The organism is Pseudomonas sp. GM55, from assembly GCF_000282395.1.
GTDB classification, from domain to species: domain Bacteria; phylum Pseudomonadota; class Gammaproteobacteria; order Pseudomonadales; family Pseudomonadaceae; genus Aquipseudomonas; species Aquipseudomonas fluorescens_CC.
On sequence record NZ_AKJJ01000064.1, the window covers coordinates 14,190 to 38,801 of the forward strand.

The window sequence follows — 24,612 nt, forward strand, 5'->3', positions numbered from 1 at the left end:
GCTCAGAGGCCCTCGCCGTGATTGTCCGTTGGCAGCCTGGTCTGTGCCGTGCCCGTTGCCGCCTCGAGGCGCTCGATCCGCCCTTGCAGTTCGGCGACCTGTTGTTCGAGGTGCACCACATGGCTTTTGCCTGAGTGTCCGTCACTGAAACCCCAGCCCCGGTCCTCTCGATAGGCCATTGCCCAGATCCACAGGAACGGCCAGAGTGCATGCAGGGTGAACAGGCTGACCCAGCCGGTGGCGTGGATCGCATCCTGGTGCGGGTGGTTGCGGTGAACGGAAATTTCATAGGGGATGTCATGGAGCACGATGATTCCGTAGAACAAGACGAGCCCGACAAATATCAGTATGCCCAGCGCGAAGTAATCAAGCATGAATCGCTCCTTTTACAGCAGGTGACGTGTCCGCATGAGTGTAGCCGTTCAATCTACACTTGACGGAAACGCGGATATCCAGCTCGAACAACCGGTGCCTGGACGAAGCGTTGACCGCTATCGTGCCGGCAGATCCTGGCGAGGTGAATTCATGCAAACCCATGGTCAATTCGAAAGGGCGCCTGTGCTTGACCCTGTCGAGCGCATTACCGAGGTGATCTTCGGCCTGCTGATGGCCATGACGTTCACCGGTACCATCAGCGTGTCCACGGCAGACCAGGCGGCCGAACGCACGATGATGCTTGCCGCACTCGGATGCAATCTCGCCTGGGGACTGGCTGATGCGGTCATGTACCTGTTGCGCGCACTGGTCGAGCGCACGCGCCGGATCAAGCTGTACCTCGACCTGCGCAATGACACGGACGCCGCGGCCGGTCAGGCGCTCGTTGCGCAAGTGTTGCCGCTGCAATTCGCCGCGGCGGCCGGTAGCGAGGGCCTGGAACTGTTGCGCCGTCGGCTGCTCGAACAGCCCCCCTTGCCGACCAGGGCCGGTCTCGGCTGGAATGACTTCAAGGGTGCTCTGGGTGTTTTCCTGTTGGTGGTGTGCTCGACATTTCCGCTGGTGGTGCCGTTCATATTGCTCGACCAGACGGCACTCGCCATCCGCCTGTCCAACCTGATCGGACTTGTGGTGCTGTTCATTGCCGGCTGGATGCTCGCCAGATACGCGGGCGCCACGCAATGGCAGGGTGGGGTGATCATGGCCGCCACGGGGGCGGTGCTGATCCTTGCAATCATTGCGCTGGGTGGATAACCACTGGGGATAATTCAACACACTAAAGACTCGTTCTCATTTACACTTGCCCTTCCATTTACGTCGGGCAGCCTGGTATGGATGTTCTTGCCACTATCCATTTTCATTTACTCAAGTGGGTGATCGAACCGGTCACCGGGCAGTTCCTGGGCATTTTCGACTTCAACGGTCGGCTCGGTCTATCCTTTCTCTGCATGTCTTACGGCGTCGCTTATGGCCTGTTTCGCTGGCGCAAATCCCGGGGCCTGACCGACGCACACTCATTCGGGCAGTTCATCGGCGGCTGCCGGGTGTATCTGCATCGCTCGGCGCTGCTCGACTACCGCTACTACTTTGTTCTGGCCATCCTCAAGGTTGTCCTGGTGCTGCCCATCGTCGGCCTGGTCGATCCGTACGTCTTGCGTTCAGCGGACTACATAGCGTTCTTCACCAACCTGTGGGGCGCGCGCACGCAGGTGGAGGAGAACCTGGCGCTGACCCTGCTCTATGGGCTGGGCGTTTTCCTGGTCAAGGATTTCAGCCATTACTGGGGCCATCGCGCTTTTCATTCGCGCTATCTGTGGGCCTTCCACAAAGTCCATCATTCGGCGCCCGTGCTGGTGCCAGCGACGGCCAGCCGGGTGCACTTTCTGGAAGAGGTGGTGGAAAAGCTCACCGACATCGTCTGTGTAAGCGCGTTTGCCGGTGCCTTCTGGTACGCCTGCGGCGGGGAGATCAGCCGCTATACGCTATTTGGCGTGACCTACATGGTGTTCATCTTCAATAGCCTGGCGGCCAACCTGCGACACAGCCATGTCTGGTTTTCCTTCGGGCCGGTGCTTGAGCGGGTGCTGAGCAGCCCGGCGCAACACCAGATTCATCACAGTGATGCGCCGCGCCACTTCAACAAGAACTTCGGCATCAATCTGTCGCTGTGGGACTGGATGTTCGGCACGCTCTACGTCACGCAGTCCAGACCCGAGTCCATTCAATTCGGCACCGGTGAGCAGGATCACGAGCGTTACCTGACGATGCGGGGTTTGATCGTCACGCCGTTTGTGGACATCGCCCGCAAATGCTTCCCGGCAAAACGCCCGAAGGTACAACCTGAAAGACGATCTGATCCGTATTTTTCAGGGCAATCTGCCTCTGTAACGGATACAGCCGCCAGCCCACAATAAGTCTTCGGTACGCCGTTGGGGCAGCGCAGGACGCCCCTGTACCGCCAATTCATAGTGTGGGAGGCCATATGGCCAAGATGACGATTTTTCTCGGCGGTTTCCTGGTGTTGACCATCCTGATCGGTGTGCTCGCGACGATTCCACCGGGGTGATTACACCCGCCGGTTTTCGTCGACGGCCAGGCGCAGTTCGCGGTACGCCGTGACCAGTTGCTCAAGGCTGAACCCACGATTTCTCCCGCTGGGGTTGGGCAGGATCCAGACCGACGCATTGCCGAAGGTTTTCGGTTGCAGGCCCCAGGCGATGTCCCGCTGACCGGACAACGCGCAATAAGCTGCCTTGCCCAGAAACGCCACGAAACGCGGCGCATGGCGTGCGATTTTCTGTTCGAAGTCCGCTGCGGCGGCTGTGAACTCGTGCAACGACAACTGATCCGCACTGGCCGTCGGCCGCTCGACCACTGCGGTCAATCCGCATTGGTAGCTCAAGATCGTCCGATCGTTTTCCGGTAGCACTTGCTCGGTGGTAAACCCGGCGAGATGCAGCGTGCGCCAGAAGCGATTGCCGCGCCCCGCAAAATGGTGCCCCTGGGCGGCGGCACTCATTCCGGGGTTGATGCCGCAGAAGATCACGGCCAACTGCCCGGCGAGGATATCTTCGAGTTTTTCACTCACCGCAGATCACTCTGATCGCCTGGCGTGCCAGCTCCGTCAACTCGGTTCGGGATTTACCGGCCCGGGCACGTATCGAAATGCTGTGCAGCAGTGACGAGGCGAGCACGGCAAGGGCCGCCGGGTCGGCATCGCCTTTCAATTCGCCAGCATTTTTCGCCGCTTGCAGGCGAACCTCCAGATCGGCATCCAGCCGACTCAAGCGGTCGGACAGCACTTCGCGAATTTCCGGGTCCTCGACGGCTTCGGTGGTTGCCGTGCCGATGGCGAAGCAGCCACGGGGCTGGCCGTCGCCCGAGAAGTAAATCGATAACTGCCCCTCGTAGAAACGCTGCAAGGCCTCGGCCAACGGCACGTCCAGGTCCGTCAGCGCCTCGTGCATGGACGCCGCGGCAAATTCCCAATATTGCTCCAGCGCTTTGATATAGAGCGCGTGCTTGTCGCCGAATGCCGCATAGAGGCTGGGGCGATTCATGCCGGCGGCGGTGGCGATGCTATCGAGCGATGCGCCGGAATAGCCGGTGTTCCAGAACACACCCAGTGCCTGCTGCAACGCTGTCTGCGGGTCGTATGCCCGGGGGCGGCCACGGCCTTTGCCTTCTGTCGTTTTATTTTGTGCCATGTCGTACAAAATCCTTGTAGGGATGTAGGTCGAGGGATATTCTTACACCATCGCACAAAATTAAGGAATCAGAAATTCCTTGATCCAGGGTTTGTTGTAGCCGAGCGCGAACTGAGTGTTGCGGCGACGAAACCGACGCGCTGGGAGCGATCCTCCCGACCGCGCACGGGCTTGCTTGTTTCCAGCATTTATTGACATCCGGGCCGTTGGCGCTTGTTGCCGACGCCGGCCCGATTACTCGGCTAAAGGCGTACTCGACCATGACCAAAGCGTTCGATATTCCGGCTTCACAGACCTTCGGGCAGCCTGGCCCAAACCCGGCCGGCGCACCCACCCAAAAACCGCTGAAACAGCGGTTGCGTCCCTGGCTGATGGTGGGTGTTCCCGTTCTCTTCGCGGCGCTGGGCTATGCCCATTACGTGTCGGGGCAGGCTTATGTTTCGACCGATAACGCTTACGCCCGGGTGGCGAAGGCGTCGATCAATGCGCGGATCTCCGGGCAAGTGGTGGACATCGCCGTCGAGGACAATCAGCAGGTCCACCAGGGCCAGGTGCTGTTCCGGATCGACCCGAAACCGTTCCAGATCGCCGTCGACCGCGCACAGGCACAACTGAGCGTGGCGCGGCTGCGTATCGACGGGCTCAAGGCCAGCTATCACCAGCAACAGGCGGAACTGCAATCGGCGAAAGAGTCGGCCGATTTCGACCAAAAGGATTTTGCCCGCAAGAAAGCACTGGTCGCGTCCGAGTTCGTTTCGAAATCGATTTACGAACGTGCCGACACCGACGTGAAAGTGGCACGGCAACGGATCGCGTCCATCGAACAACAGATCGCCAGCACCGTGGTGGCCTTGAACGGCAATCCGGACATCGATGCCGATAGCCACCCGACGGTTCGCGAGGCCAGGGCGCAGCTCGACGAGGCGCAGTTGTACCTTTCGTACACCACGGTGTATGCGCCGCAGGATGGCACCGTGGCCAAGGTCGACGACCTGCAGGTGGGCAACTACGTGAACAACGGCGCGCCGGCTTTCGCCTTGTTGTCCGGTCACGAGATCTGGATCGAGGCGAACTTCCGCGAAACCGACGTGACCCACATGCGTCCGGGCCAGGAAGCCACCATTCGTATCGATACCTACCCGGATCGCGTGTTCAAGGCCCACGTCACCAGCATGAGCCCAGGGGCCGGGTCGGATTTCGCGCTGCTGCCACCGGAAAATGCCACCGGTAACTGGGTCAAGGTGACGCAGCGGGTGCCGGTACGGCTTGAGCTCGACGAAGTGGACCCGGCGCTGCCGCTGTTCTCCGGGACCAGCGCCACGGTGAGGATCGACACCCGGTTTCGCAGCCCGTGGTGGCATCCGCTCAAGGCATTGCTGACCGCAGGTAACTTCTGATGAACGCCCAACCGATGGTAAGCCCCGGTGGGGAGGGCGCGCGTTCGCTCAGGTTCGCTGCCTTGCTGGCGACCTATATGCAATCGGCAAACCTGCCGCTGCCGAACTCGGCACTCAGGTTGATCCAGGGCAGCCTGTCGATGAGCGACGATCAGGCAGGGTGGATTTTCACTTCGTACCTGGCCGCGAGTGCGATCAGCATGCCGCTCGCGCAGTGGCTGGCCGCACGCTTTGGCTTGAAGTGGGTGTATCAGGCGGCGCTGGTGTTGTTCGTCCTTGGCTTGTTGCTTGGTACGGCAGCGACGATGCCGCTGGAATTCGTGGGGGCGCGCATCATTCAAGGCATTGCCAGTGGCGTACTGGCGCCGCTGTCGATGGCGATTGCCACGGAAACCCTGGCGCAGGACAAGCGTGCAAAATTTGCCGCGAGCTGGACCGCCATCGTGCTGTTCGGCATCGTCAGCGGCCCGAGTATCGGTGGCTGGATCGCCGAGCATTTTGGCTGGCGGCCGATGTTCTACCTCAGCGTGCCACTGTCGGCGTTCATCTTCCTGGTGGCGGCGCTGTTGTTGATCGAGAAGAAAGCCGAGAAACCTCCGGCGTTCGATTTCTTCGGTTTCGGCACCTTCACCCTCGGCATGATCAGCCTGCAAATGCTGCTCGACCGGGGTGAGCGACTGGATTGGTTCGCCGCGCCCGAAATCTGGCTGGAAGCCGTGGCGTCGGCGCTGGGGATCTACCTGTTCGTGGTGCATGTGCTGACCTCGAACGTGCACTTCCTCAACAAGCGCCTGCTCAAGGACCGTAACTTCGTGTTGTCGACGGTGATCTTTTTCGCCCTCGGTTTCGTGCTGTTGTCGACCATGGCCCTGACCTCGCCGATGCTGGACGAAATTCTCGGCTACCCGCCTGACACCACCGGTGCCCTGACGATTCCCCGTGGCATCGGCCTGGTCGGCGCCTTCCTGCTGATGGGGCGGCTGCCCGAGCGTTTCGACCGGCGCCTGTTCGTGGCGGCCGGTGTCGCCCTGGTGATTTATGCCAACTGGCTGATGCTCGGTTATTCGCCGCTGATGGACGAGTGGCCCGTGGCTGTCGCCGGTGCGATCCAGGGCGCGGGCCTGGGCATCCTGATGCCGGCGGTGAGCAAGGTCGCGTTCAGTACCCTCGACCCCACGCTGCGCCCCGAAGGCACCGGTCTGTTCAATCTGGCCCGTGTCTATGGCAGCACGCTGGGGGTGGCGATCGTGCAGCTGTTTTTCTTCAACAACACCCAGGCGATGCACATGGCGCTGGCCAGCAACCTGACGCCGTACCGCGCTGCTGCGCATTCGCTGGCTTCAGCGCCGTTGCAGGTGCTGGGTGGGCTCAACGAAATGATCACCGGCCAGGCCGCGTTCATCGCCGTGATCGACCAGTTCAAGATCCTGATGGTGGTGATGCTGGTGGTGAGCCCGCTGGTGTTGTTTCTTCGCAAGCCGGTTGCGGCCAATTAGTTTTCGTGGAGTTTGCCAAATGAAGTCCTATGCGCTGGTCCTCAACCGCTACTGGATACAAACGAAACTCACGGGGTTGTCGGCGCTGGTATTGCTGACGGCCTGCACCGTTGGCCCGGACTATGAAACACCGGCGGCAAGTACGTCGCAGCACTATGACCCGCAAGCCGAACAACGTCTGGCCCAAGGTGCCGCCCCACGGATCGACCTCGGCCGGAAGGTCAGCGGCGATTGGTGGTCTGCCTTTCGCTCGCAGAAGCTCGACCAGGTGGTTCGTCGCGCCATCGACGGCAACCTCGACCTGGTGGCCGCCGATGCCACGATCCGGCAAGCCGCTTCTTCTGTTGCGGCGGCGCAGGGTGCGCTCTATCCGCAGGTCGATTTTGCTGCCGTGGCTGGCCGTCAACGGGTGCACAACGCCAAGGAGCCCTCCATCAGCAATTTCTACGCGATAGGTCCGCGGGTGGGTTTCGACCTCGATGTGTTCGGCGGCAACCAGCGATTGGTCGAGCAGCAGCAGGCGTTTGCCGACCTGCAAAAACACCGGTACGAAGCGGCCTACCTGACCCTGACCGGCAACGTCGCCAGCCAGGCGTTGCTGGTGGCTTCCGCCAACGCGCAGATCCAGGCCGTGGAAAAGCTGCTGGCCAATGACACGAGGAACCTTGAGCTGGTGCGCATGGCCCACCTCAATGGCAGCACCACGCAGATCGATGTATCGCTGGCCGAGACACGGCTGGCTCAGGACCGTACGTTGTTGCCGCCCCTCGCTCAACAGCGTGACGCCGCACGTCATGCGCTGTCGATTCTGACGGGCAAGGGGCCGGCGGACTGGATCGCTCCCGACTTCGACCTGGGCGAGTTTGTCCTGCCATCGAACATGCCGGTGAGCCTGCCCTCGGAAATGGCCCACGACCGGCCGGATGTGCTGCAAGCCGAAGCTCAACTGCACATGGCCAGCGCGGCGGTCGGCGTGGCGACGGCGAACCTCTATCCCCACGTCACACTGTCGGCGTCCCTGGCGCAGGCGGCTTCCGGCAATGGCGGTGCGGCACTCTGGGGGTTCGCTGCCGGGCTGGCCGGGCCGCTCTTCGATGGCGGAACGTTCAAGGCTGAGCGGCAGGCTGCCGTCGACGGTTACAACGCCACGCTAGCCGGTTACCGGCAGACGGTCATTACCTCGTTCGGGCAGGTCGCCGATACCTTGCAGGCGATCAACCATGACGCCGAGGAACACCTGGCCCAGACCGATGCCTTGCGAGCGGCCGAAACCAGTTTGCAGTTGAACCAGCAAGCCTTTGCCCAGGGTGAAAACAGCATTCTCCAGGTCCTCGAAGCGGAGCGTGCCTATGAACAGGCGCTGCTGGGACAGATCCGCGTGAAAACCGCGCAGTACCTCGACACCGTGCAGTTGTTCATTGCACTGGGCGGCAATTCGGTCGGTGCCTTCGAGCAACGCGTTGCGTCTGGCGACGGGCAAAAACCTTCGTATCAATAATGGCTGCGGCCTGGAGTAGACACATGACCTATGAAGCCTTTCACGACGGCCTGCGTGACACCAGGTTCACACTCAACCACGGTGCGGTCGAGATGCCGGCGGTTGGATTCGGTACCTTGTTCCGCGATCTCGCCACCACGACCCAGGCAGTGAAGGAAGCGCTGGCCGCCGGTTTCCGCCATTTCGATTGTGCCGAGCGTTATCGCAACGAAGCGCAGGTTGGCGTAGCGCTGAAGGAAGTGCAGGAGGCCGGAAAAGTCCGGCGCGAAGAGCTGTTCATCACCACCAAACTGTGGAACACCAACCATCGTCCCGAGCGCGTCGAGCCCGCGTTCGAAGCCAGCTGCCAACGCCTGCAAGTGGACTACATCGACTGCTACCTGATCCACACGCCGTTTGCCTTTCAACCCGGTGAAAACCAGGACCCGAGGGACGAGCAGGGCAACGTCATCTATGACAACGGCGTGACATTGATCGAGACGTGGCGAGCGCTTGAGCGGCTGGTGGATGAGGGGCGGGCGCGGTCCATCGGCCTGTCCGATATCACACTGGAGGCGCTGAAGGAGATTGTCGCCGTCGCCCGGATAAAACCTGCGGTGGTGCAGGTGGAGTCCCATCCTTATTTACCGGAGTGGGAACTGCTTGAGTTTTGCAAGGAACACGGGATTATCGTGCTGGCGTTCGCGCCACTGGGGCATGGCATGCAGCCGAATGTGCTGCAGGACCCGGTGATCACCGGCATCGCCCGGCGCCTGCAGAAAACGCCGGCCCAGGTGGCACTGGCCTGGTCGGTACAACGTGGAGTGGCGTTCCTGACCACCTCGGCAACGCCAGGCCATATCCGGGAAAATATCGATATCTCGACCTTGCCGCACAGGGCCATGGTCGAGATTCAACAAGACATCACAACCCGTATACGCTTCAACTCGGTGGTTGAAACCGGCGTCCCCGGGTTCATTCCGCGCAAGCCGTAGTGCCTGACGCCGGGGCGGTCCGTCACAGGGCCGTCCTGTTTGCCAATCCCTTTGAGGTGAAACGATGGATGTATTCCAGACTCTGCGGTGTTTCGTGGCGGTGGCCCAAAGCGGCAGCTTCACCGCGGCGGCCGCGATGTTGGACACCACCACGACCAACGTTTCCAAAGCCGTTTCCAGCCTCGAGGCCAGGCTGCAGGCACGGCTGATCAACCGGACTACCAGACGCCTGGCATTGACCGAAGCCGGTGTGCGCTATTTGCAGCGCTGCGAACGGATTCTGCAGGACATGCGCGAGGCCGACGAAGAGGCGGGCACCGCTCAGGTCATGCCCGCAGGCCGGCTGAAAATCCATGCCATGTCGGCCATTGGCAACCATTACGTGATCGGCGCCATTGCCCGCTACCGGGAAACCTATCCTTCGGTTTTGTTTGACCTGACCGTGACCAATCGGTTACCGGACCTGCTGGAGGAAGGCTATGACATGTCGATCGTGTTGGCGCGGGACCTGCCCGATTCCGGATTTGTCGCCCAGCGGTTGGGCATCACCTACAGCATTCTCTGCGCTTCGCCGGCGTACCTGAGCAAACGCGGGATTCCCGAGACGCCGAGTGAACTCGGCGGCCATGATTGCCTGCGAATCGTTAACACGGTTATGCCGGCCGAGAACTGGGTGTTTGAAGGCCCGCTTGGGGTAGAAACGTTCAGCACTCCCGTGTCTCCCTTTCACGTCAACACGGCTGACGCCATGACATTCGCGATCAAGAACGGGATGGGGATTGGCATTCAACCGATTGCTTCGGCCGTCGAGGGGCTGCGGGCGGGGACTTTGATGCGCGTATTGCCGGGCTATCGGCTTGAAGAGTTGAGCCTGTTTGCGATCTACCCGTCACGCAAGTTCGTGGATGCAAAAATAAAAACCTGGGTGGAATTCCTGAAGCATTCCATTCCGGGGCTGCTGGCGTCCGATGAAAAAATTGTGGGTGCCGCCGAATAACCTTGAAGCTTTGGAAAAGGCTGTACGCATGGAGTGTCGACCCTCCATCGTCCGTACAGTGTTCAACCGTTCGAGCATCCAGTGCCCATGACTTCATATTCAAGGGTGTGGCGTTGGCCTTGAGAGTCTTCATAGGTCATGCGCGCCGGGACCGGTGCGCATTCGCTGGCGATTTCCGATACTTCGATGACGCGCTTGATATCCAGTTTGGTTCCATAGGTATAGGTTTCAACCGGTGATTGGCCGGTGGCGGAGGTTGAGTGGCTGTTGTCTGCAAAGGCCTGGGCCGCGGCGGCGCCAAGCGCGACAAAGAGTGCGATTCTTACCAATTTCATGATGTTCACCTCGTGGTTGAAACGTTGTCCTGCAAGGGGTCTGTTACCTTGTGAGCGGGTTGCTTCTAACTGGGTTTACTCACTTGGGTAGAGCCGATATTAGGCATTTGGCGGGGGCGCAAATATCGGTCGGCGGGATAAACACTGTTGCCGGATTGCTGATGAATCAACATTGCCAGTTATGTCAGGGAGGGAAAGGCGACGGTTATCAAGCGTCACTTAAGTTCAGCCATCCCATCACAGTCGGCACCCTTGGTGAGCTCGGGGCGAAGAGATCGGCCGTCGACGATAACTGGGACAATTGATGTTCATGGTGTCCAACGATTGCAATGCTCATTCGCCTTCGGTTTTCTCGCGCACCGAATTTACCCAGAAGTTTATCGAGAGAGACGAAGTCAATGACCTTACCTGGTGAAACCAGCCTTCAGGTAAAAAAAGCAAATCGCCAGGTTTCAGATGCACTTCAAGAAAATTCACCGGTTTTGCAGCCGGAAACTCCTCAAAGTTCGGATGTGACGGATCGAAGTCGCAGCCTTCCAGACCACCGTGAGGCGAAGTCGACCAACTACCCAATGCAATGCGGTGGTGAGGCGCAGCCAGCAACAGAGTGAAATTCAATCAGCGGAAGAAGTGGTACGGTAAATCGTTGTTGGCGCATTTTTAAATTCCGACTTGGTAAGTATATCTGCTCACTATTGTTATTTTAGTGTGGGCAACAACATACCTATGATGAAGGGGTATGGAATTATCTCGAAAACACGAGATTGACAAAGTGCTGGTAATTCGTTTGCTATCTTGTTGTACATCAGAATCAACCTGTCATGGTTGATGAATGCCTAGGAAAACCATCAATTTTGGAACGAAGTAATTTACTATAGAAATGATAATCGGTACGACGAATACGTGTAAGTCTCCGCTTTGAATATTTCGATTGAAGTTTGTATTTATAAGCAATGCGCATCCCTTTGCAGTGAGACTCAGGAGTAATGCAATTCCGAGTGAAAGAGTTATTAGCGTGATATCATATATATCCAAAACAAACTCTCCGGAATAGAGTTGAGTGTCTATCTTAATATGCAATACCTATTAATAGGTATTGCATATTAAATCAAAGTCTACGATATGTTTTTGCTGTCTTCTGTTCTAAGCACCGACCCGGTCTGCGTTTCCTATTATGACGCCGCTGCCGAAACCCACGCCTGCATTATGCAAAGCCGCGGCTATGCCTGCCGGTCCGGAAATTGCACCAGCCAATGCCCCTGTCCCCACAGAGGCTAAAAAACCACTTTTGTTGAACGTACCCCCGCCAAGGAGACCCCCAACATATCCCGCAGCGTCTGCTACACCGCCGGCTACGGCACCTGCAGGACCGACAGCGCCACTAATAATTTTGGCTTCTTCTAACGTAATTTCGCGCATTTTTATTTCTCTAATAGCTAGTTGGATCGAACGATTAGTTGGCCGAAGTTAGTGTGAGTCTACCTATACAGGTCAGGCGCTGTACGAAAGAATTTTAAGGTGTGTAGATCGTTTGTTAAGTCAGCTTCGTCCTACACATTAAGTAACTTTTCTTTTTTTCAAGAGAGATATTTCCTACAGGATGCTTTCCCTATTTAACTTTTCAGGCTGGAAATTGCATGAGCTCCACATTCTCTATTATTGAATCTGTATTTGCCCGTAGCCTGAAGAACTAAAGTTAGTTGTTTTTTCAAATTATCGCATGCAAAAAAACGCTCGCGTGTACCTCAGAAAACCATACCAGTAGTAGTTTTTGGTTATGACGCCCCGGTAGCGCCCAGCGACTCGGCCACCTCCTTGAACGGCTGCATGCCCAGCCGAAATTAATTTGACTTAAAAGTCAGGATCTTGAAAGATGCCGCCCGACCAGCCGGTTTCCAGGCTCTCGCCGCGCCTATCGCTGTATACAAAAATATATAGCGAATGCCACCCGCCAGAGCTCAAGCAAAACCGGACCCTGGACACCAAAAAAACAAGAGACCCGCACTGGAGTAAACACAATGAAGCTGCAACCCCTGGCCCTGGCCATCACCCTGGGTGGTTTGACCCACCAGGCCATCGCCGCCGGTTTTATCGATGACAGCAAGGCCTCGCTGAGCCTGCGCAATTTCTATTTCAACTCCGACAACCGGGAAAGCCAGGGCAGTGTGGGCAATGCCGCCTACGCCAGCCAGGCCAAGGAGTGGGGGCAGGGGCTGCAACTCAACGTGATCTCCGGATTTACCCAGGGCACCGTCGGCTTCGGTCTGGATGCCATCGCCATGACGGGGCTGAAGCTGGACAGCGGCGGTCGTGCGGGCAAGGCCGGCATCGACCGTACGCCGGGGGCGCTGTTTCCCACGGACAGCGACGGCCATGCGGTCGATGAATATTCGAAGGGTGGTGTGACCGGCAAGGTACGGATCTCCAAGACCGAGGCGCGGCTGGGCACCCTGCAACCCAGGCTGCCAGTGATCAACTTCAACGACGGTCGCCTGCTGCCGCAAACCTTCGAAGGCGGGCAGATCACCTCCAGCGAGATCGACGGCCTGACCCTCACCGCCGGCCAACTGCAAAGCACCAAGACCCGCAGCTCCACCGACGATATCGATCTGCGCATCGGCGGCGCGACGCGTCCCGCCGGTACCCCGGCCAGCACCGCGCTGGCCGATTCGGACAGCTTCGTCTTCGCCGGCGGCGACTACAAAATCACCAAGGACCTGACCGCCCAGTACTACTACGGCAGTCTCGAAGATTTCTACAAGCAGCACTTCCTCGGCCTGATCCACACCCTGGCCATCGGCCCCGGCGCGCTGAAGACTGACCTGCGCTATTTCAACAGCAGCGCCGATGGCAAGAACGGCAACGCCGCCGGACGTGCCCAAGGCTACAAAAGCAGCGGTTTCTGGCGAGCGGGCGACACACACGCCGGTGAGGTGGACAACAACACCTGGAGCGCCCTGTTTACCTACAGCCTGAGTGGTCATGCCTTCAGCGCGGGCTATCAGCAAGTCTCCGGTGACAGCGCGTTCCCGTTCGTCAACCAGGGTGATGGCGCCACCGCTTACCTGATCACCGACCGGCAGATCGGCAAGTTCCTCAGTGCCGGCGAGCGCACCTGGCTGGCCGAGTACGGGTATGACTTCGTTGTGCTTGGCGTGCCGGGGCTCAAGACCGTGGTCACTTATCTCAGCGGCGACAACATCGATTCCGCCGCCGGTGATCGCAAAGAGTGGGAGCGCGACCTGCGCATCGACTACGCACTGCAAAGCGGTCCACTCAAGGGGGTGGGCATTTCCTGGCGTAACGCCAGCTTGCGTGGCAATGCCAGTAGCGACCTGGATGAAAACCGCCTGATCCTCAGCTACAGCCTGCCGTTGCTTTAAGCACGGCGGACCGGTCCTTGGCTGCCATTGCGCGGCCAGGGTCCCCGGTGATTGGTCAACCAAGACAGGAGCATCGCCATGCGTTCCATTTTTTCGACTGTGCAAAGCCTTGTTCGCCCCAGCGCAAAACCCCTGTTGTTGCCAAGCTCAGCCATCGAAGTGGCCGGGCAGGCGCTGGAGGTGGTCGGGCAGGTGCAGAACCCGCTGTGCTTGAGCGTGGCCGACCTGCAAGCCATGCCAGGTTATGACTGGGTGAGACTGACCAGCAATACCTGCGAGGGCAATGCGCAAAAAGCACAGAAAAAGGGTTATCGCGGGGTGCTGCTGCGGGAAATTGTCCTCAAGGCCGGGCTGAAGAGCGACGACCCCAAAGGCTGGAAACGCGCCTATGTGGTGGCGCGGGCCAGTGACGGCTATGTCGCGTTGTTCAGTTGGAACGAACTGATCAATACCGACGTGGGCGATGCGGTGCTGGTGGTGTACCGACAACATTCGCACGGGCAGACGGAGCTCGGCGAACACCTTTCATTGGTATCGGGAAGCGATCGTCATTCCGGGGCTCGTCAGGTGAAGTGGTTGCGCAACATTGAGCTGTGCAGCATCTTTGGTTGACTCATCCACCACGTCGTACCGAGGAAAATGCCAATGCCAGTCCTCCATTCGCTTGGTCATGATCGACATCCTTCGGTCGAGCAGGTGCTGGCCGGTGAACAGTGGCCACCCGAATTCGAAGTGGCCCTGAGGGATTTGCTGGAGCAAATGGCCAACGCCGGGCATGACGTCACCCTGCATAACCTCGGCCGGTTCCTCGGCGACTTTGTGCCGCGATACACCCTGGACCGTGCCGAGGAATGGCAGGAATGGGCGACCCGACGCTGGTTCGCGCAGACCAAGCCGGCGCTGGTGGACAAACTGGCGGATGTCTTTATCGGCAGCCAGTGACACCGCTGGCACTCACTTGTACTCATCATGCCGACGCCACCAGGGCCCCGTTTCATTGCGCCCCTTGGGTGCGCGGTCGAGCCATTGGTACATGCCCCACAATCCGTCCAGGCCCCGCGCGTAGGTGGAATAGGTGTGATAAATCTCGCCGTCTTCCAGCACGAACGTACTCAGCCCTGGCCTGTCGCGGGTGTAGGTCGGCGCGTCGGTGCCACAGGTCGCGGCGAACTGTTTCACCGGTTCCGGTATTTCACTGGCGTCCATGGCATGGCCGCCTCGCTGGTAGTTGTATTCGACCAAGCCTTCACGCTGCTGCGCTTCGGTGAAGTAGACGTTGAAGTCGGCGGTGAAGTCGCTGTCGGCGGCCGAGGCCCAGGGGAAAGTCCAGCCCATTCGGCGCTTGTAGGCCTGCAGTTTCGCCAACGGCGCGCGGGAGATCGCCATCAGGGTCACGTCGTGGTTAGCCAGGTGGATGACGATGGGGTCGAAGCCATCGGCGATGGCGGAGCAGGAAGGACAGCCGGCCGTGTAGTCGGGGCCGAACATGAAGTGGTAGACCAGCAGTTGCGAGCGCCCTTGAAAAAGCTCGGCCAGGGTTGCGCTGCCGCTGTCGGTATCGAAGCGGTACGCCTTGTCGAGGCGAACCCATGGCAATGCCTGGCGTTGCCTGGCCACTTCATCGCTGCGTCGGGTCAGGGCCTTTTCCGCTTCAAGCAATTGCAAGCGTGCTGCCAGCCATTGTTCCCGGCTCGCGGTTTTGTGCGTGTTCATCGTTGTACGCTCCTGGTGAAAGGTCGTGATTTAGACTAAACCCGGGTATCGAACGGCGGGAGTGACAAGCGTGGCGGGATTTCGATGGACTCGATGATCGCGGCGGCCGCCCAGGCGTTAGCGGCGGGGAACCCGCTGGGCGCACTGGACCGCGTGGCCTTGCGCGACGATGCGCCAGCGCTGGCCCTGCGCGGTATCGCCATGGCGCAACTGGGCGATCTAGTGCGGGCCAGGGCGCTGGTCAAGCGTGCGCAACAGGCCTTTGCGCCCAGGGAAGTGCTGGCCCGGGCGCGATGCGTGGTGGCCGAGGCCGAAATCGCCCTGGCCTCGCGGGAACTCGGGTGGCCGGTCAAGGCGCTCGAAACGGCGCGGGTCACCCTTGACCAGCACGGTGACCGGGTCAATGCCGCCCATGCGCGTTATCTGCAAATCCGCCGTCTGCTGTTGATCGGTCAGCTCGATGAGGCGCAGCAGTTATTGGCCGAACTCGATCCCGGCCCCTTGCCGCCGACGTTGCGGGCAACCCATGAACTGGTGCTGGCGGGAATCGCCATTCGACGCCTGCAATCGAACGAGGCACGGGAGGCGTTGACGAGGGCCGGGCAGGCTGCCAGTCAAACCGGGATTGCCGCGCTGATGGCGGAGGTGGAGCAGGCTGCGCGTTTGCTCGATGCCCCGGCGGCACGCCTGATTGCCCAGGGTGAAGCACGACCGTTGTTGCTCGATGAAGTTGAAGCCTTGCTTTGTTCAACGTCACTGGTGGTGGATGCCTGCCGGTATGCTGTGCGCGGCTGTGGCATGTCGGTATCGCTCGCGACGCGGCCGATCCTGTTCATGCTTGTCCGCGTATTGGCCGAAGCGTGGCCCGCCGACGTTGCGCGGGAAACGCTGATCGCCCGGGCGTTCCGTTTGAAGCTCTCGGATGAATCCCATCGCGCCCGGCTTCGCGTGGAAATCGGCAGGCTGCGCAAAGCACTCAAGCCCTTGGCCGGCGTCATCGCGACGGCGCGCGGTTTTGCCCTGCAATCGCCGGTGTGTACGGACGTGGTGACACTGGCGCAACCGGTCGAGGAAAAATTTGCCGCGGTATGTGCCTGCCTCGCCGATGGCGAGTCGTGGTCGAGTTCCGCCCTGGCATTGGCGCTGGGTACCAGCCAGCGCACGGTGCAACGGGCGCTCGATACGCTGGCGGCACAGGGCAAGGTGCAGTGGTTTGGCCGTGGTCGCGCGCGGCGCTGGATGACACCGCCCGTGCCGGGATTCGCGACGACCTTGTTACTCCCGGCGCCGCTGCCCGGTGGCTAGGATGAACGCCACCAACCCCCATCGAGGAATGCCAGATGAAACACGCAACTGCTGAAATCATTCGTGAGTATGGCCCGTTTGCCGATGTCGACCATGTGTGTGGCGTCACCTGGGACGGCGAAAAGGTCTGGTTCGCGAGCAACAGCAAAATCAACGCCCTGGACCCGGAAAGCGGCCAGGTGCTGAGCACGATCGATGTCGCGGCCCATGCCGGCACCGCGTTCGATGGTGAGCATCTGTTCCAGATCGCCGAAGACCGCATCCACAAAATCGACCCGCGCACCGGCCGCATCCTCTCGACGATTCCTGCCCCTGGCGCAGGCACCGATTCGGGGCTGACCTGGGCCGAAGGGACGTTGTGGGTGGGCCAGTACCGCGAACGCAGGATTCACCAGATCGACCCCGAGAACGGCAAGATCCTGCGCACCATCGAATCCAACCGTTTCGTCACCGGCGTGACCTGGGTGGACGGCGCGCTGTGGCACGGTACCTGGGAGGGCGATGAAAGCGAGTTACGCCGGATCGATCCGCAATCGGGCGAAGTGCTGCAGAGCCTGAAAATGCCCGAAGGCATGGGCGTGTCGGGGCTTGAGTCCGATGGTGGCGAGCGGTTGTTCTGCGGCGGTGGGGATAGCGGCAAGGTGAGAGTGGTGCGTCGGCCTGAATGAGGCACGGATTGCCAGGTACAGTCTGAGGGATCAATTGTCTGCAGTTTGCTTTCGTCACCACCATTCGGTGCCGTCCCGCAACATTGCATTCAGCCTGACACGCCGCCATCGCGGGCAAGCCCGCTCCCACAGGTATTTTTGGCGGCCGCAGGATTCACGTTCACCGGAGATCAAACTGTGGGAGCGGGCTTGGTCCGGGCGGCGATCCGACGATGGCGGTGTGTCAGGCGCTATAAATCTGGCTGTGCCGGCCACATCGCAGGTATCTGCGCATTGATAGTATTTTTCCGTCCTGCGCTGTTTTCTGCTGGTCGAAATCGGTCTAAAAGCCCAGTTGGCAATCGCGCCTGTTTTGCTATCCTCAGAACTGTAGGTGAAGACGCAGACTGATGCGCAAAAGGATAGCAAGGAGACGTGGGGCGCGTTCCGAAGGGTACACGGTTAGAAAGATCTCCGCGCTGGGATCCAGCCCTTATGCCGTGTGAAGCAGAAGAGTTCCATTACAGTTTCATGACTCTTTTGTGGGAGGCCTGATAAACCTTGTAAGCCGGAGACCAGCACCGGCCACCTACTTATACTCACCCGCGAAGCCCGCCCAGTGCGGGCTTTTTAATGCCCGCACGGTGGGTCTGGCCAGTGTCTCAAGGCGCGCCAAACAGCATCGTCCAGTAAACACCGTTGTCGCTGCGCGCGTTGGCGGCGTAAGCGGCACCGACCTGGGTGAACATCGGGTTCATCAGGTTGGCGCAGTGCCCGGGGCTGGCGAGCCAGCCGGCCATGGCCTTACTCGGTGAACCTTGCCCGGCGGCGATGTTTTCACCGATCTGCCGGCCTCGGTAACCGGCGGCCTTGGCACGGTCGTAGGGCATGTCGCCGTCGGGGTCCTGGTGGGCGAAATAGTTGCCGTAGGCCATGGCCTTGCTATGGCCCTGGGCGGCGGCGCCGAGGGCGGCGTTCCAGGACAGCGGCCGCGCGGCGGCGAAGCGTTGGCGACCACACAGGCGCGGCCTGGCCCGGGCCGCGTTGACCTGCGCCAGCAACGCCTGGGCGGCGCTGCGTGGATCGCCGGTTTGCCCGTCGAGCACCGGGCGCGCCAGTACCACTTGCCACTCACTGCCGGCGCGGCTGACGCCGATGTCGGCGTATTGGTTGTCGAGCAGTGCTGCGCAATGTTCGTCCTGGAACAAATCGAACGCCTCATCGGCGTCCCGTGCACCTACCACGCGGATCGACCGCACCATGGTTGCCTGGTAGCCGGAAGCCTTTAACCGGTCCCTCAGCCCACCGCCATAGCCAACGGGCAAGGCCAGGTTCGACTTGAGCTTCAGAGGGGATAAACGTTGCGTCGGTCGCCGGTCGCAGCGTTGTGGATGGGCGCGATAGTCGTTGATGGCATCGACCAGTTGCCGCTGCCCATCGGCATGGGCGGGGCTGGAAAAAACGGGGAGCAGGGAAAACAGGCACAGTGAAGAAAAGCGCAAGGCAACGACGGTTTGGCGCATGGACGGACAACTCTGATGAGATGACAACGAAGAAAGTGGGGAAAAACGCTGGGCTATGACTGGTGCCTTGAAACAAGGTTCACGCTGCAGACCTGTCTATTTTCGGGCGAAGCCATGAGTCCGACGAAGGGGGGCGGCGGGGCTGTATGATGAGATTTTTTCGCGCCCGACAAGGATCAATCCATGGGTTTGAGCAAACGCGATCAGGCGCATATCGAACGGCGTCTGGTCACCACCCTGACCGAAGCGTGCGAGACGGCCAAAGCGGAAATCGTCGGGTTTCAGTGGTTGACCCATATCGTCGACTACGCCCGGTTCCCGGCCAGCCTTAAGGTGGTTTGGGTCTTCGATACCCAGGCCAACAGGGAGCGGGCGCTAGCCAAGGGGCAGGGCGAGCGCATGGTCGAATTTACCGCTATGGCCTTGGGGGAGGCGCAGGTTCAGCTCAGCCCGGTGGCGGCCCATGTGCTGTTCGACTCTGAAGAAGCCTGCCAGCGGGACAACGCCGGAAACTGGCAGCAACGGCTGTCGCGCAAGCGCTAAGCCGGTTGATCGGTATTGACTGAAGCAGCCTCTGTCGCGGTGTCCGGGGTTTCGCTCGGTCGCAGCCTGAAGCGACAGACATGCCCGCCACGCACCATGCACTCGCTGTGCTCGACTTCACCGCCGCCCAACGCGCCAATCAAGGCCAGGTCCAGTTCGCAGACCACCGGGTGCTCGGCGGCCAGTCGATGAAACACGCAGTTATGCGCAACGATTTCCGGGGTGCCGGACGAGCGAAAAAACACTTCGGCTTCGTAGCCCGCCTGGTTCATGTGCTGCACGATCCTGGCTTCATCCACGACCTGTTGTTCACGCTCCAGAGCCAACTTGCGCCCCATGTTGCGCATCAGCGTGGCCAGGGCCTCAGGCCCGATGATGCCCGCCACTTCATCGATCAATACACTGGCCAGTAGCTGATAGTGGCGAGGGAACTGCTCCCGCGCGTGGTCGGTGAGCCGATACAGCTGCTCGGGGCGACGACCCGTCGGCCGGGTGTCGCCGCGCAGCACCAGGCCGTCACGCTCCAGCGCCGCCAGATGTTGGCGGATCGCCGTGCGCGTGACGGCCAGATGTTCAGCCAGCTCGTCAATGCTCATGCCGCCCGCATGGTGCAGCAGCGCATTGAGCAGGTCTTGCTGTGTTCGGCCCAGTCCTTCCAGCATGGGATGCCCTCGCGCGATATCAGAACTTGTCCGGGAATTGCTTGACCAGCGCGCCGGTCAACGCGTCGGCCAAGGCCAGGATGTGCGTACGCATCATCGCCCAGGTATGGGCCTCGCCGGCGTAATCGTGCGCGGCAAATTCATCGATCTGGGCAATGTGGTGACCGCCATGGGCCGACAACATATTGACCAGTGTGGCTTCAGGCAAATTGGGGTTGGCGCTGGCCAGGAACGCCGCAATCGCCTTGGCATTGCTGGTCAACTCGGTGACGGCGGCCTGCTTGCCCTTGGCGTCTTTGGCCACCGTGGCATCGCTGTAGTGTTTCACTGCCCCCCAATGGCCGGCAAGCAGCTTGAGCAATTGATCCGCCGCCGGTTGGCCGTAGAGCGGGGCGATGCTATTGGCGATTTTGGTGGCGTTGTCGACCACCTGGTCCGCCGCCACTTTGGCTTGCTTGTGGTCGGCGGATTGATTGGCCAACGCGTAGTTTCTGATCCAGAAAATGTGTTCAACCCAAAGGTCACGCTCGGCCAGGCGCGTGGTCAGCGCGGGGCTGTCGGCAGCAGCGGGTGAGGCGGTGGGCGTCTGGCTCCAGACCGGTTGCGCACACAAAGCCAGCAGGAGCAAAGCCAGGGTTTTGATATTCATGATGGCACCCTCTGAGAATGGGAACATTCGACAATATCAATATAGACATAAAAATATGTTTTTATTGGGCGCTGGCGAATTCTCGGATTAACGGTCATGGCCGGTCGCTGGACTCAATCAGGGGGGAACAGGCGGATGACGGCCATTCAAATCTGATCTATACCCCCCCATCCCTCCTGTACTGCGCGCCGAATGCCCTCCAGCAACATCGCAAACGCCGGGTTGTCGTTGTTCTCGCGCCAGATCAGGTGCAACTCACTCTGCACGCCTTCGCCCAGATCGATATCGCGAAACACCACGTTCCTGAACACCACGCTGGTCGCGCAACGCGGCACCAGGGCCAGGCCCATGGCGGCGTTGACCAGCGCCAGAATGGTCAGGGACGAGCCCAGCCATTGCACGTAATCCGGGGCGACGCGGGCCGAGCGCAGCATGCCGGTCAGCAGTTCGTTGAACGGCGGGTAGGCGGCGTGGGAGTACATCAGGAACGGCTGACCATCGAGGTCCTGGACCGATACCGTTGCGGCACCGGCCAGGCGATGCGTGCTGGGCACCGCAAGCACGAACGGCTCGCGCACCAGGCATTCGGTGGAGTAGCCCGGCTCCAGCAGCGGCGCACGGGCGATGCCGAGATCGATGCGGCGGGCGCGCAGGGCCTCGTGCTGCTGGTAGGTGTTCATCTCCGACAGGTCGATTTTGACGTGGGGCTGCTTGAGTCGCGCTTCGGCAATGACCTTGGGCAGGAACTCGTAAACCGCGCTACCGACGAAGCTGATATTGACCGAACCGATGTCGCCCTCGGCGAATCGCCGGGCTGTCACTGCCGCTTGCTGGGCGCGCTCCAGCAGGTTCTGGGCTTCGATGAAGAAAGCCCGACCGGCGGCGGTGAGCGCGACACTGCGGGTGCTGCGGGTGAACAACTCGACGCCCAGGTGGTGTTCCAGCAATTGAATCTGCCGGCTGAGGGGCGGCTGGGTCATGTTCAGCCGTTCGGCGGCACGGCGGAAATTCAGTTCCGTGGCCACAGTGGTGAAGCAGCGCAGTTGAGTCAGTTCGAACATTGATCTAATCCAGGTATCAATCGAATGCCAAGTTAGATTAGACGGGATCAATGTGCGCGTCCATCATCGGACCAGGCCTAAAAATCATCCCTAAAAAAACAATGATCGGGAGTCGCCCCTTGAATACCCTGCAGAGTCCACCCGACCCGAATGTGCTCGCCCGTGCTGCCGCCAAGGTCAAGCGCCACGTCCTGCCGCTGTTCGTGATCATGTTCATCGTCAACTACATCGACCGGGTCAATATCGGCTTCGTGCGCAGCCACATGGAAACCGACCTGGGCATAGGCGCTGCCGCTTATGGCCTGGGTTCCGGGCTGTTCTTCGTTGGCTACGCGATTTTCGAAGTGCCATCCAACATGCTGCTGCAACGCTACGGCGCCCGCGCCTGGCTGACGCGCATCATGTTCACCTGGGGCGCTGCCGCCATGGCGATGGCCTTTGTCCGGGGCGAAACCAGTTTTTATGTACTGCGTTTCATCCTCGGCGCTGCCGAAGCGGGTTTCTTTCCCGGCATCATTTACTACTTCACCCAATGGCTGCCATCGTCCGAGCGCGGCAAGGCCATGGCCATTTTCCTCAGCGGCTCGGCCATCGCTTCGGTGATTTCGGGGCCGGTGTCCGGTGCGCTGCTGCACATCAATGGTTTGAGCCTGCACGGCTGGCAGTGGATGTTTCTGATTGAAGGCTTCGCTTCGATCGTGCTTTGCGGTTTCGTCTGGTTCTGGCTGCAATCCCATCCGCGGGAAGCGAAGTGGCTGAGCGATGAAGAAAAAGCCGCACTGAGCGCGGCCATCGACCTGGAACAGCAGGCTCGTGACGCCACCCGGACGGTCAAGCCATCGATGTTCAAGTTGCTGGCCGACAAACAGATCGCGCTGTTCTGCTTCATCTACTTCTCCATCGCCCTGACCATCTACGGTGCCACGTTCTGGCTGCCGAGCATGATCAAGAAGATGGGCAACCTCGGCGATTTCCAGGTCGGCCTGTTCAACTCGATTCCATGGATCATCTCCATCGTCGCGATGTACGGCTTCGCCGCCTTGGCCAGCAAATGGAAGTTCCAGCAGGCCTGGGTCGCAGTGACCCTGGTGATCGCCTCGTTCGGCATGTTCATGTCCACCACCGGCGGCCCGGTCTTCGCCTTCGTTGCCATCTGCTTTGCCGCTATCGGCTTCAAGGCGGCCTCGGCGTTGTTCTGGCCGATTCCCCAAGGCTATCTGGATGCACGCATCGCCGCGGCGGTGATCGCCCTGATCAACTCCATCGGCAACCTCGGCGGTTTTGTTGCCCCGACCGCGTTTGGCTTCCTGGAGCAAACCACCGGTTCCATCGAGGGCGGACTGTACGGCTTGGCCGCCACTTCGCTGGTGGCCGCCGTGGTGATCTTCTTTGCCCGCACCGCGCCGCGTGGCAACGCACTGCATTCGCCGGTGGAAGGTGCTGACGTAAAAAAGCCAATCAGTCATCCAGCCCTGAAATCTGATCCAACGGGAGCCGCCTCTTGAAAATCACACGAGTCACCGTCACCCCCATCGCCTTCCGCGATCCGCCATTGCTCAATGCCAGCGGCATTCACGAACCCTTCGCGCTGCGTTCGATCATCGAGATCGAGAGTGACAATGGCTACATCGGCCTGGGTGAAAGTTATGGCGACGCTCCGGCACTGGCGATCCAGCAACAACTGCAATCCCAACTGATCGGCCTTGACCCGTTCAACCTGAATCAGTTGCGCGCCATCGTCCAGGCCACGGTGGCGGCGAATAAACCGGCGAGCATTGCCGGTGCCGAACTGGCGCCGGGTTCTCATGCCAGCAAAGCCGTCAGCAATGCCTATTCGGCGTTCGAAGTGGCATTCCTGGATCTGCAGGCGCACTCGTTGAATGTGCCTCTGGTGGACTTGCTGGGCGGGGCCGTCCGCGAGGAGATCCCGTTCAGCGCCTACTTGTTCTTCAAGTACGCGCAACACGTCGATTCACCCTACAAGCCCGACAACTGGGGCGAGGCCCTGAACGAAGAGCAGATCGTTGCCCAGGCGCGGCGCATGATCGAGGCCTACGGCTTCAAGAGCATCAAGCTCAAGGCCGGCACGCTGGCGCCGGAACACGAGGTGTCGTGCATCAAAGCGCTGAAAAAGGCCTTCCCCGGTTACCCGTTGCGCATCGATCCGAACGGCAACTGGTCGCTGGAGACCTCGATCCGCATGGCCGAATTGCTCGGTGATGACCTGCAGTATTACGAAGATCCGACGCCGGGCCTGGAGGGCATGGCCGAACTGCACAAGCGCACCGGTTTGCCCCTGGCGACCAATATGGTGGTCACGGATTTCGACGAGTTCCGCCGCAGCGTGGCGCAGAACAGCGTGCAGATTGTCCTCGCCGACCACCATTATTGGGGTGGCCTGCGTGACACCCAGGCGTTGGCGAAAATGTGCGAAACCTTTGGTCTTGGCGTGTCGATGCATTCCAATTCGCATTTGGGCATCAGCCTGATGGCCATGGCGCATGTCGCCGCTGCGGTGCCGAACCTGGATTACGCATGCGACACCCATTACCCCTGGCAGGAGCCGGATGAAGAGGTGATCAAGGGGGGCAAGCTGCCGATTGTCGAGGGTTGCGTGAAAATCACCCGCGCCCCGGGCCTGGGTCTGGAACTGGACCACGACCAGTTGGGCAAGCTGCATGACCAATACCTGACGTGCGGCATTCGCCAACGTGATGACGTGAAGCAGATGCAGCGATACAAACCGGAGTGGAAGGCGGTCAAACCGCGTTTTTGATTGCGTGTAGTG

The 24,612-nt window shown here is 60.2% G+C and carries 24 protein-coding genes and 1 pseudogene; 15 read left to right on the forward strand and 10 right to left on the reverse strand.

The genetic code is table 11. The annotated features are described in order from the left end of the window. Positions 1-2: 2 nt before the first annotated feature. Entirely contained in the window at positions 3-374 is a 372-nt protein-coding gene (locus PMI31_RS17955) for a DUF3302 domain-containing protein (protein WP_008019638.1), read from the reverse strand. Between the two features lie 151 nt (positions 375-525). On the opposite strand from PMI31_RS17955, the gene PMI31_RS17960 reads away from it, so the two are divergent. Next, positions 526-1,188 carry a hypothetical protein gene (locus tag PMI31_RS17960; RefSeq protein ID WP_008019639.1) on the forward strand — a complete coding sequence of 221 codons (663 nt, stop codon included), beginning with the start codon at positions 526-528 and terminating at the stop codon, positions 1,186-1,188. A gap of 77 nt (positions 1,189-1,265) precedes the next feature. Beyond that, positions 1,266-2,348 carry a sterol desaturase family protein gene (locus PMI31_RS17965; protein ID WP_008019641.1) on the forward strand — a complete coding sequence of 361 codons (1,083 nt, stop codon included), beginning with the start codon at positions 1,266-1,268 and terminating at the stop codon, positions 2,346-2,348. Between the two features lie 152 nt (positions 2,349-2,500). On the opposite strand, the gene mug is transcribed toward PMI31_RS17965, so the two are convergent. Next, positions 2,501-3,022: a G/U mismatch-specific DNA glycosylase gene (gene mug / locus PMI31_RS17970; RefSeq protein ID WP_008019642.1), complete on the reverse strand. Its 522-nt coding sequence runs from the start codon at positions 3,020-3,022 to the stop codon at positions 2,501-2,503. Beyond that, complete coding sequence (locus tag PMI31_RS17975) at positions 3,015-3,641, reverse strand: TetR/AcrR family transcriptional regulator (protein WP_008019643.1); 627 nt, start codon at positions 3,639-3,641, stop codon at positions 3,015-3,017. Before PMI31_RS17975 ends, mug begins: the two co-directional genes overlap by 8 nt. A gap of 260 nt (positions 3,642-3,901) precedes the next feature. Between PMI31_RS17975 and PMI31_RS17980 the strand changes: the two genes are divergently transcribed. From PMI31_RS17980 to PMI31_RS18000, 5 genes are all read left to right on the forward strand, one after another. After that, the gene (locus PMI31_RS17980) at positions 3,902-5,038 is read left to right on the forward strand and encodes an HlyD family secretion protein (RefSeq protein WP_008019644.1); all 1,137 of its coding nucleotides are present in this window, start codon (positions 3,902-3,904) and stop codon (positions 5,036-5,038) included. Next, a complete protein-coding gene (locus tag PMI31_RS17985) occupies positions 5,038-6,534 on the forward strand; it encodes a DHA2 family efflux MFS transporter permease subunit (protein ID WP_008019645.1) in 1,497 nt (498 codons plus the stop codon). Before PMI31_RS17980 ends, PMI31_RS17985 begins: the two co-directional genes overlap by 1 nt. A gap of 19 nt (positions 6,535-6,553) precedes the next feature. Beyond that, positions 6,554-8,032 carry an efflux transporter outer membrane subunit gene (locus tag PMI31_RS17990; protein ID WP_008019646.1) on the forward strand — a complete coding sequence of 493 codons (1,479 nt, stop codon included), beginning with the start codon at positions 6,554-6,556 and terminating at the stop codon, positions 8,030-8,032. A gap of 23 nt (positions 8,033-8,055) precedes the next feature. Further along, the gene (locus PMI31_RS17995) at positions 8,056-9,006 is read left to right on the forward strand and encodes an aldo/keto reductase (RefSeq protein ID WP_008019648.1); all 951 of its coding nucleotides are present in this window, start codon (positions 8,056-8,058) and stop codon (positions 9,004-9,006) included. Between the two features lie 64 nt (positions 9,007-9,070). Beyond that, positions 9,071-10,003: a LysR family transcriptional regulator gene (locus PMI31_RS18000; protein ID WP_008019649.1), complete on the forward strand. Its 933-nt coding sequence runs from the start codon at positions 9,071-9,073 to the stop codon at positions 10,001-10,003. Between the two features lie 62 nt (positions 10,004-10,065). Here the strand turns inward: PMI31_RS18000 and PMI31_RS18005 are convergent, their stop codons facing one another. Both PMI31_RS18005 and PMI31_RS30095 read right to left on the reverse strand, forming a co-directional pair. Further along, positions 10,066-10,338: a DUF2790 domain-containing protein gene (locus tag PMI31_RS18005; RefSeq protein ID WP_008019650.1), complete on the reverse strand. Its 273-nt coding sequence runs from the start codon at positions 10,336-10,338 to the stop codon at positions 10,066-10,068. Positions 10,339-10,671: 333 nt separating this feature from the next. Further along, a pseudogene (locus PMI31_RS30095) lies at positions 10,672-10,947 on the reverse strand (cupin-like domain-containing protein); the annotation flags it as partial. Between the two features lie 1,409 nt (positions 10,948-12,356). Here PMI31_RS30095 and PMI31_RS18010 point away from each other — a divergent pair. The 3 genes from PMI31_RS18010 to PMI31_RS18020 all read left to right on the forward strand — a co-directional run bounded on the left by PMI31_RS18010 (position 12,357) and on the right by PMI31_RS18020 (position 14,663). Further along, positions 12,357-13,721 (forward strand): OprD family porin, encoded by a 1,365-nt coding sequence (locus PMI31_RS18010; protein ID WP_008019654.1) that lies wholly within the window; start codon positions 12,357-12,359, stop codon positions 13,719-13,721. A 78-nt stretch (positions 13,722-13,799) separates the two neighbouring features. Continuing rightward, positions 13,800-14,333 (forward strand): molybdopterin-dependent oxidoreductase, encoded by a 534-nt coding sequence (locus PMI31_RS18015; RefSeq protein WP_008019655.1) that lies wholly within the window; start codon positions 13,800-13,802, stop codon positions 14,331-14,333. Between the two features lie 33 nt (positions 14,334-14,366). Continuing rightward, entirely contained in the window at positions 14,367-14,663 is a 297-nt protein-coding gene (locus PMI31_RS18020; RefSeq protein ID WP_008019656.1) for a hypothetical protein, read from the forward strand. Between the two features lie 12 nt (positions 14,664-14,675). On the opposite strand, the gene PMI31_RS18025 is transcribed toward PMI31_RS18020, so the two are convergent. Further along, positions 14,676-15,434: a DUF899 domain-containing protein gene (locus PMI31_RS18025; protein WP_008019657.1), complete on the reverse strand. Its 759-nt coding sequence runs from the start codon at positions 15,432-15,434 to the stop codon at positions 14,676-14,678. A gap of 84 nt (positions 15,435-15,518) precedes the next feature. Between PMI31_RS18025 and PMI31_RS18030 the strand changes: the two genes are divergently transcribed. Together PMI31_RS18030 and PMI31_RS18035 are read left to right on the forward strand one after the other, a co-directional pair. Further along, positions 15,519-16,739 carry a hypothetical protein gene (locus PMI31_RS18030; RefSeq protein WP_008019658.1) on the forward strand — a complete coding sequence of 407 codons (1,221 nt, stop codon included), beginning with the start codon at positions 15,519-15,521 and terminating at the stop codon, positions 16,737-16,739. A gap of 35 nt (positions 16,740-16,774) precedes the next feature. Further along, positions 16,775-17,407 carry a Vgb family protein gene (locus PMI31_RS18035; RefSeq protein WP_008019660.1) on the forward strand — a complete coding sequence of 211 codons (633 nt, stop codon included), beginning with the start codon at positions 16,775-16,777 and terminating at the stop codon, positions 17,405-17,407. 641 nt (positions 17,408-18,048) lie between these two features. Here the strand turns inward: PMI31_RS18035 and PMI31_RS18040 are convergent. Further along, positions 18,049-18,909 (reverse strand): CAP domain-containing protein, encoded by an 861-nt coding sequence (locus PMI31_RS18040; protein WP_008019662.1) that lies wholly within the window; start codon positions 18,907-18,909, stop codon positions 18,049-18,051. A 183-nt stretch (positions 18,910-19,092) separates the two neighbouring features. Here PMI31_RS18040 and PMI31_RS18045 point away from each other — a divergent pair, with 183 nt between their 5' ends. Beyond that, positions 19,093-19,452, forward strand: coding sequence for a hypothetical protein (locus tag PMI31_RS18045; protein WP_008019663.1), 360 nt, complete (start codon positions 19,093-19,095; stop codon positions 19,450-19,452). On the opposite strand, the gene PMI31_RS18050 is transcribed toward PMI31_RS18045, so the two are convergent. From PMI31_RS18050 to PMI31_RS18060, 3 genes are all read right to left on the reverse strand, one after another. After that, complete coding sequence (locus tag PMI31_RS18050; RefSeq protein WP_008019664.1) at positions 19,449-20,114, reverse strand: helix-turn-helix transcriptional regulator; 666 nt, start codon at positions 20,112-20,114, stop codon at positions 19,449-19,451. The two genes, PMI31_RS18045 and PMI31_RS18050, sit on opposite strands and share 4 nt — an antisense overlap. Positions 20,115-20,133: 19 nt before the next feature. Then, entirely contained in the window at positions 20,134-20,763 is a 630-nt protein-coding gene (locus PMI31_RS18055) for a hypothetical protein (protein WP_008019665.1), read from the reverse strand. Between the two features lie 146 nt (positions 20,764-20,909). Next, the gene (locus tag PMI31_RS18060; protein ID WP_008019667.1) at positions 20,910-21,824 is read right to left on the reverse strand and encodes a LysR substrate-binding domain-containing protein; all 915 of its coding nucleotides are present in this window, start codon (positions 21,822-21,824) and stop codon (positions 20,910-20,912) included. Between the two features lie 119 nt (positions 21,825-21,943). Between PMI31_RS18060 and PMI31_RS18065 the strand changes: the two genes are divergently transcribed. Both PMI31_RS18065 and PMI31_RS18070 read left to right on the forward strand, forming a co-directional pair. After that, positions 21,944-23,329, forward strand: coding sequence for an MFS transporter (locus PMI31_RS18065; RefSeq protein ID WP_008019668.1), 1,386 nt, complete (start codon positions 21,944-21,946; stop codon positions 23,327-23,329). Further along, on the forward strand, positions 23,326-24,600 hold the full coding sequence (locus tag PMI31_RS18070) for a glucarate dehydratase family protein (RefSeq protein WP_008019669.1): 1,275 nt from the start codon (positions 23,326-23,328) through the stop codon (positions 24,598-24,600). The genes PMI31_RS18065 and PMI31_RS18070 overlap by 4 nt, the downstream gene beginning before the upstream one ends. The last annotated feature ends 12 nt before the right edge of the window (positions 24,601-24,612 follow it).

Coding starts and splice junctions, on each gene's coding strand:
- PMI31_RS17955 (WP_008019638.1), bottom strand. CDS start 374: ATGCTTGATTACTTCGCGCTGGGCATACTGATATTTGTCGGGCTCGTC.
- PMI31_RS17960 (WP_008019639.1), top strand. CDS start 526: ATGCAAACCCATGGTCAATTCGAAAGGGCGCCTGTGCTTGACCCTGTC.
- PMI31_RS17965 (WP_008019641.1), top strand. CDS start 1,266: ATGGATGTTCTTGCCACTATCCATTTTCATTTACTCAAGTGGGTGATC.
- PMI31_RS17975 (WP_008019643.1), bottom strand. CDS start 3,641: ATGGCACAAAATAAAACGACAGAAGGCAAAGGCCGTGGCCGCCCCCGG.
- PMI31_RS17980 (WP_008019644.1), top strand. CDS start 3,902: ATGACCAAAGCGTTCGATATTCCGGCTTCACAGACCTTCGGGCAGCCT.
- PMI31_RS17985 (WP_008019645.1), top strand. CDS start 5,038: ATGAACGCCCAACCGATGGTAAGCCCCGGTGGGGAGGGCGCGCGTTCG.
- PMI31_RS17990 (WP_008019646.1), top strand. CDS start 6,554: ATGAAGTCCTATGCGCTGGTCCTCAACCGCTACTGGATACAAACGAAA.
- PMI31_RS17995 (WP_008019648.1), top strand. CDS start 8,056: ATGACCTATGAAGCCTTTCACGACGGCCTGCGTGACACCAGGTTCACA.
- PMI31_RS18000 (WP_008019649.1), top strand. CDS start 9,071: ATGGATGTATTCCAGACTCTGCGGTGTTTCGTGGCGGTGGCCCAAAGC.
- PMI31_RS18005 (WP_008019650.1), bottom strand. CDS start 10,338: ATGAAATTGGTAAGAATCGCACTCTTTGTCGCGCTTGGCGCCGCCGCG.
- PMI31_RS18010 (WP_008019654.1), top strand. CDS start 12,357: ATGAAGCTGCAACCCCTGGCCCTGGCCATCACCCTGGGTGGTTTGACC.
- PMI31_RS18015 (WP_008019655.1), top strand. CDS start 13,800: ATGCGTTCCATTTTTTCGACTGTGCAAAGCCTTGTTCGCCCCAGCGCA.
- PMI31_RS18020 (WP_008019656.1), top strand. CDS start 14,367: ATGCCAGTCCTCCATTCGCTTGGTCATGATCGACATCCTTCGGTCGAG.
- PMI31_RS18025 (WP_008019657.1), bottom strand. CDS start 15,434: ATGAACACGCACAAAACCGCGAGCCGGGAACAATGGCTGGCAGCACGC.
- PMI31_RS18030 (WP_008019658.1), top strand. CDS start 15,519: ATGGACTCGATGATCGCGGCGGCCGCCCAGGCGTTAGCGGCGGGGAAC.
- PMI31_RS18035 (WP_008019660.1), top strand. CDS start 16,775: ATGAAACACGCAACTGCTGAAATCATTCGTGAGTATGGCCCGTTTGCC.
- PMI31_RS18040 (WP_008019662.1), bottom strand. CDS start 18,909: ATGCGCCAAACCGTCGTTGCCTTGCGCTTTTCTTCACTGTGCCTGTTT.
- PMI31_RS18045 (WP_008019663.1), top strand. CDS start 19,093: ATGGGTTTGAGCAAACGCGATCAGGCGCATATCGAACGGCGTCTGGTC.
- PMI31_RS18050 (WP_008019664.1), bottom strand. CDS start 20,114: ATGCTGGAAGGACTGGGCCGAACACAGCAAGACCTGCTCAATGCGCTG.
- PMI31_RS18055 (WP_008019665.1), bottom strand. CDS start 20,763: ATGAATATCAAAACCCTGGCTTTGCTCCTGCTGGCTTTGTGTGCGCAA.
- PMI31_RS18060 (WP_008019667.1), bottom strand. CDS start 21,824: ATGTTCGAACTGACTCAACTGCGCTGCTTCACCACTGTGGCCACGGAA.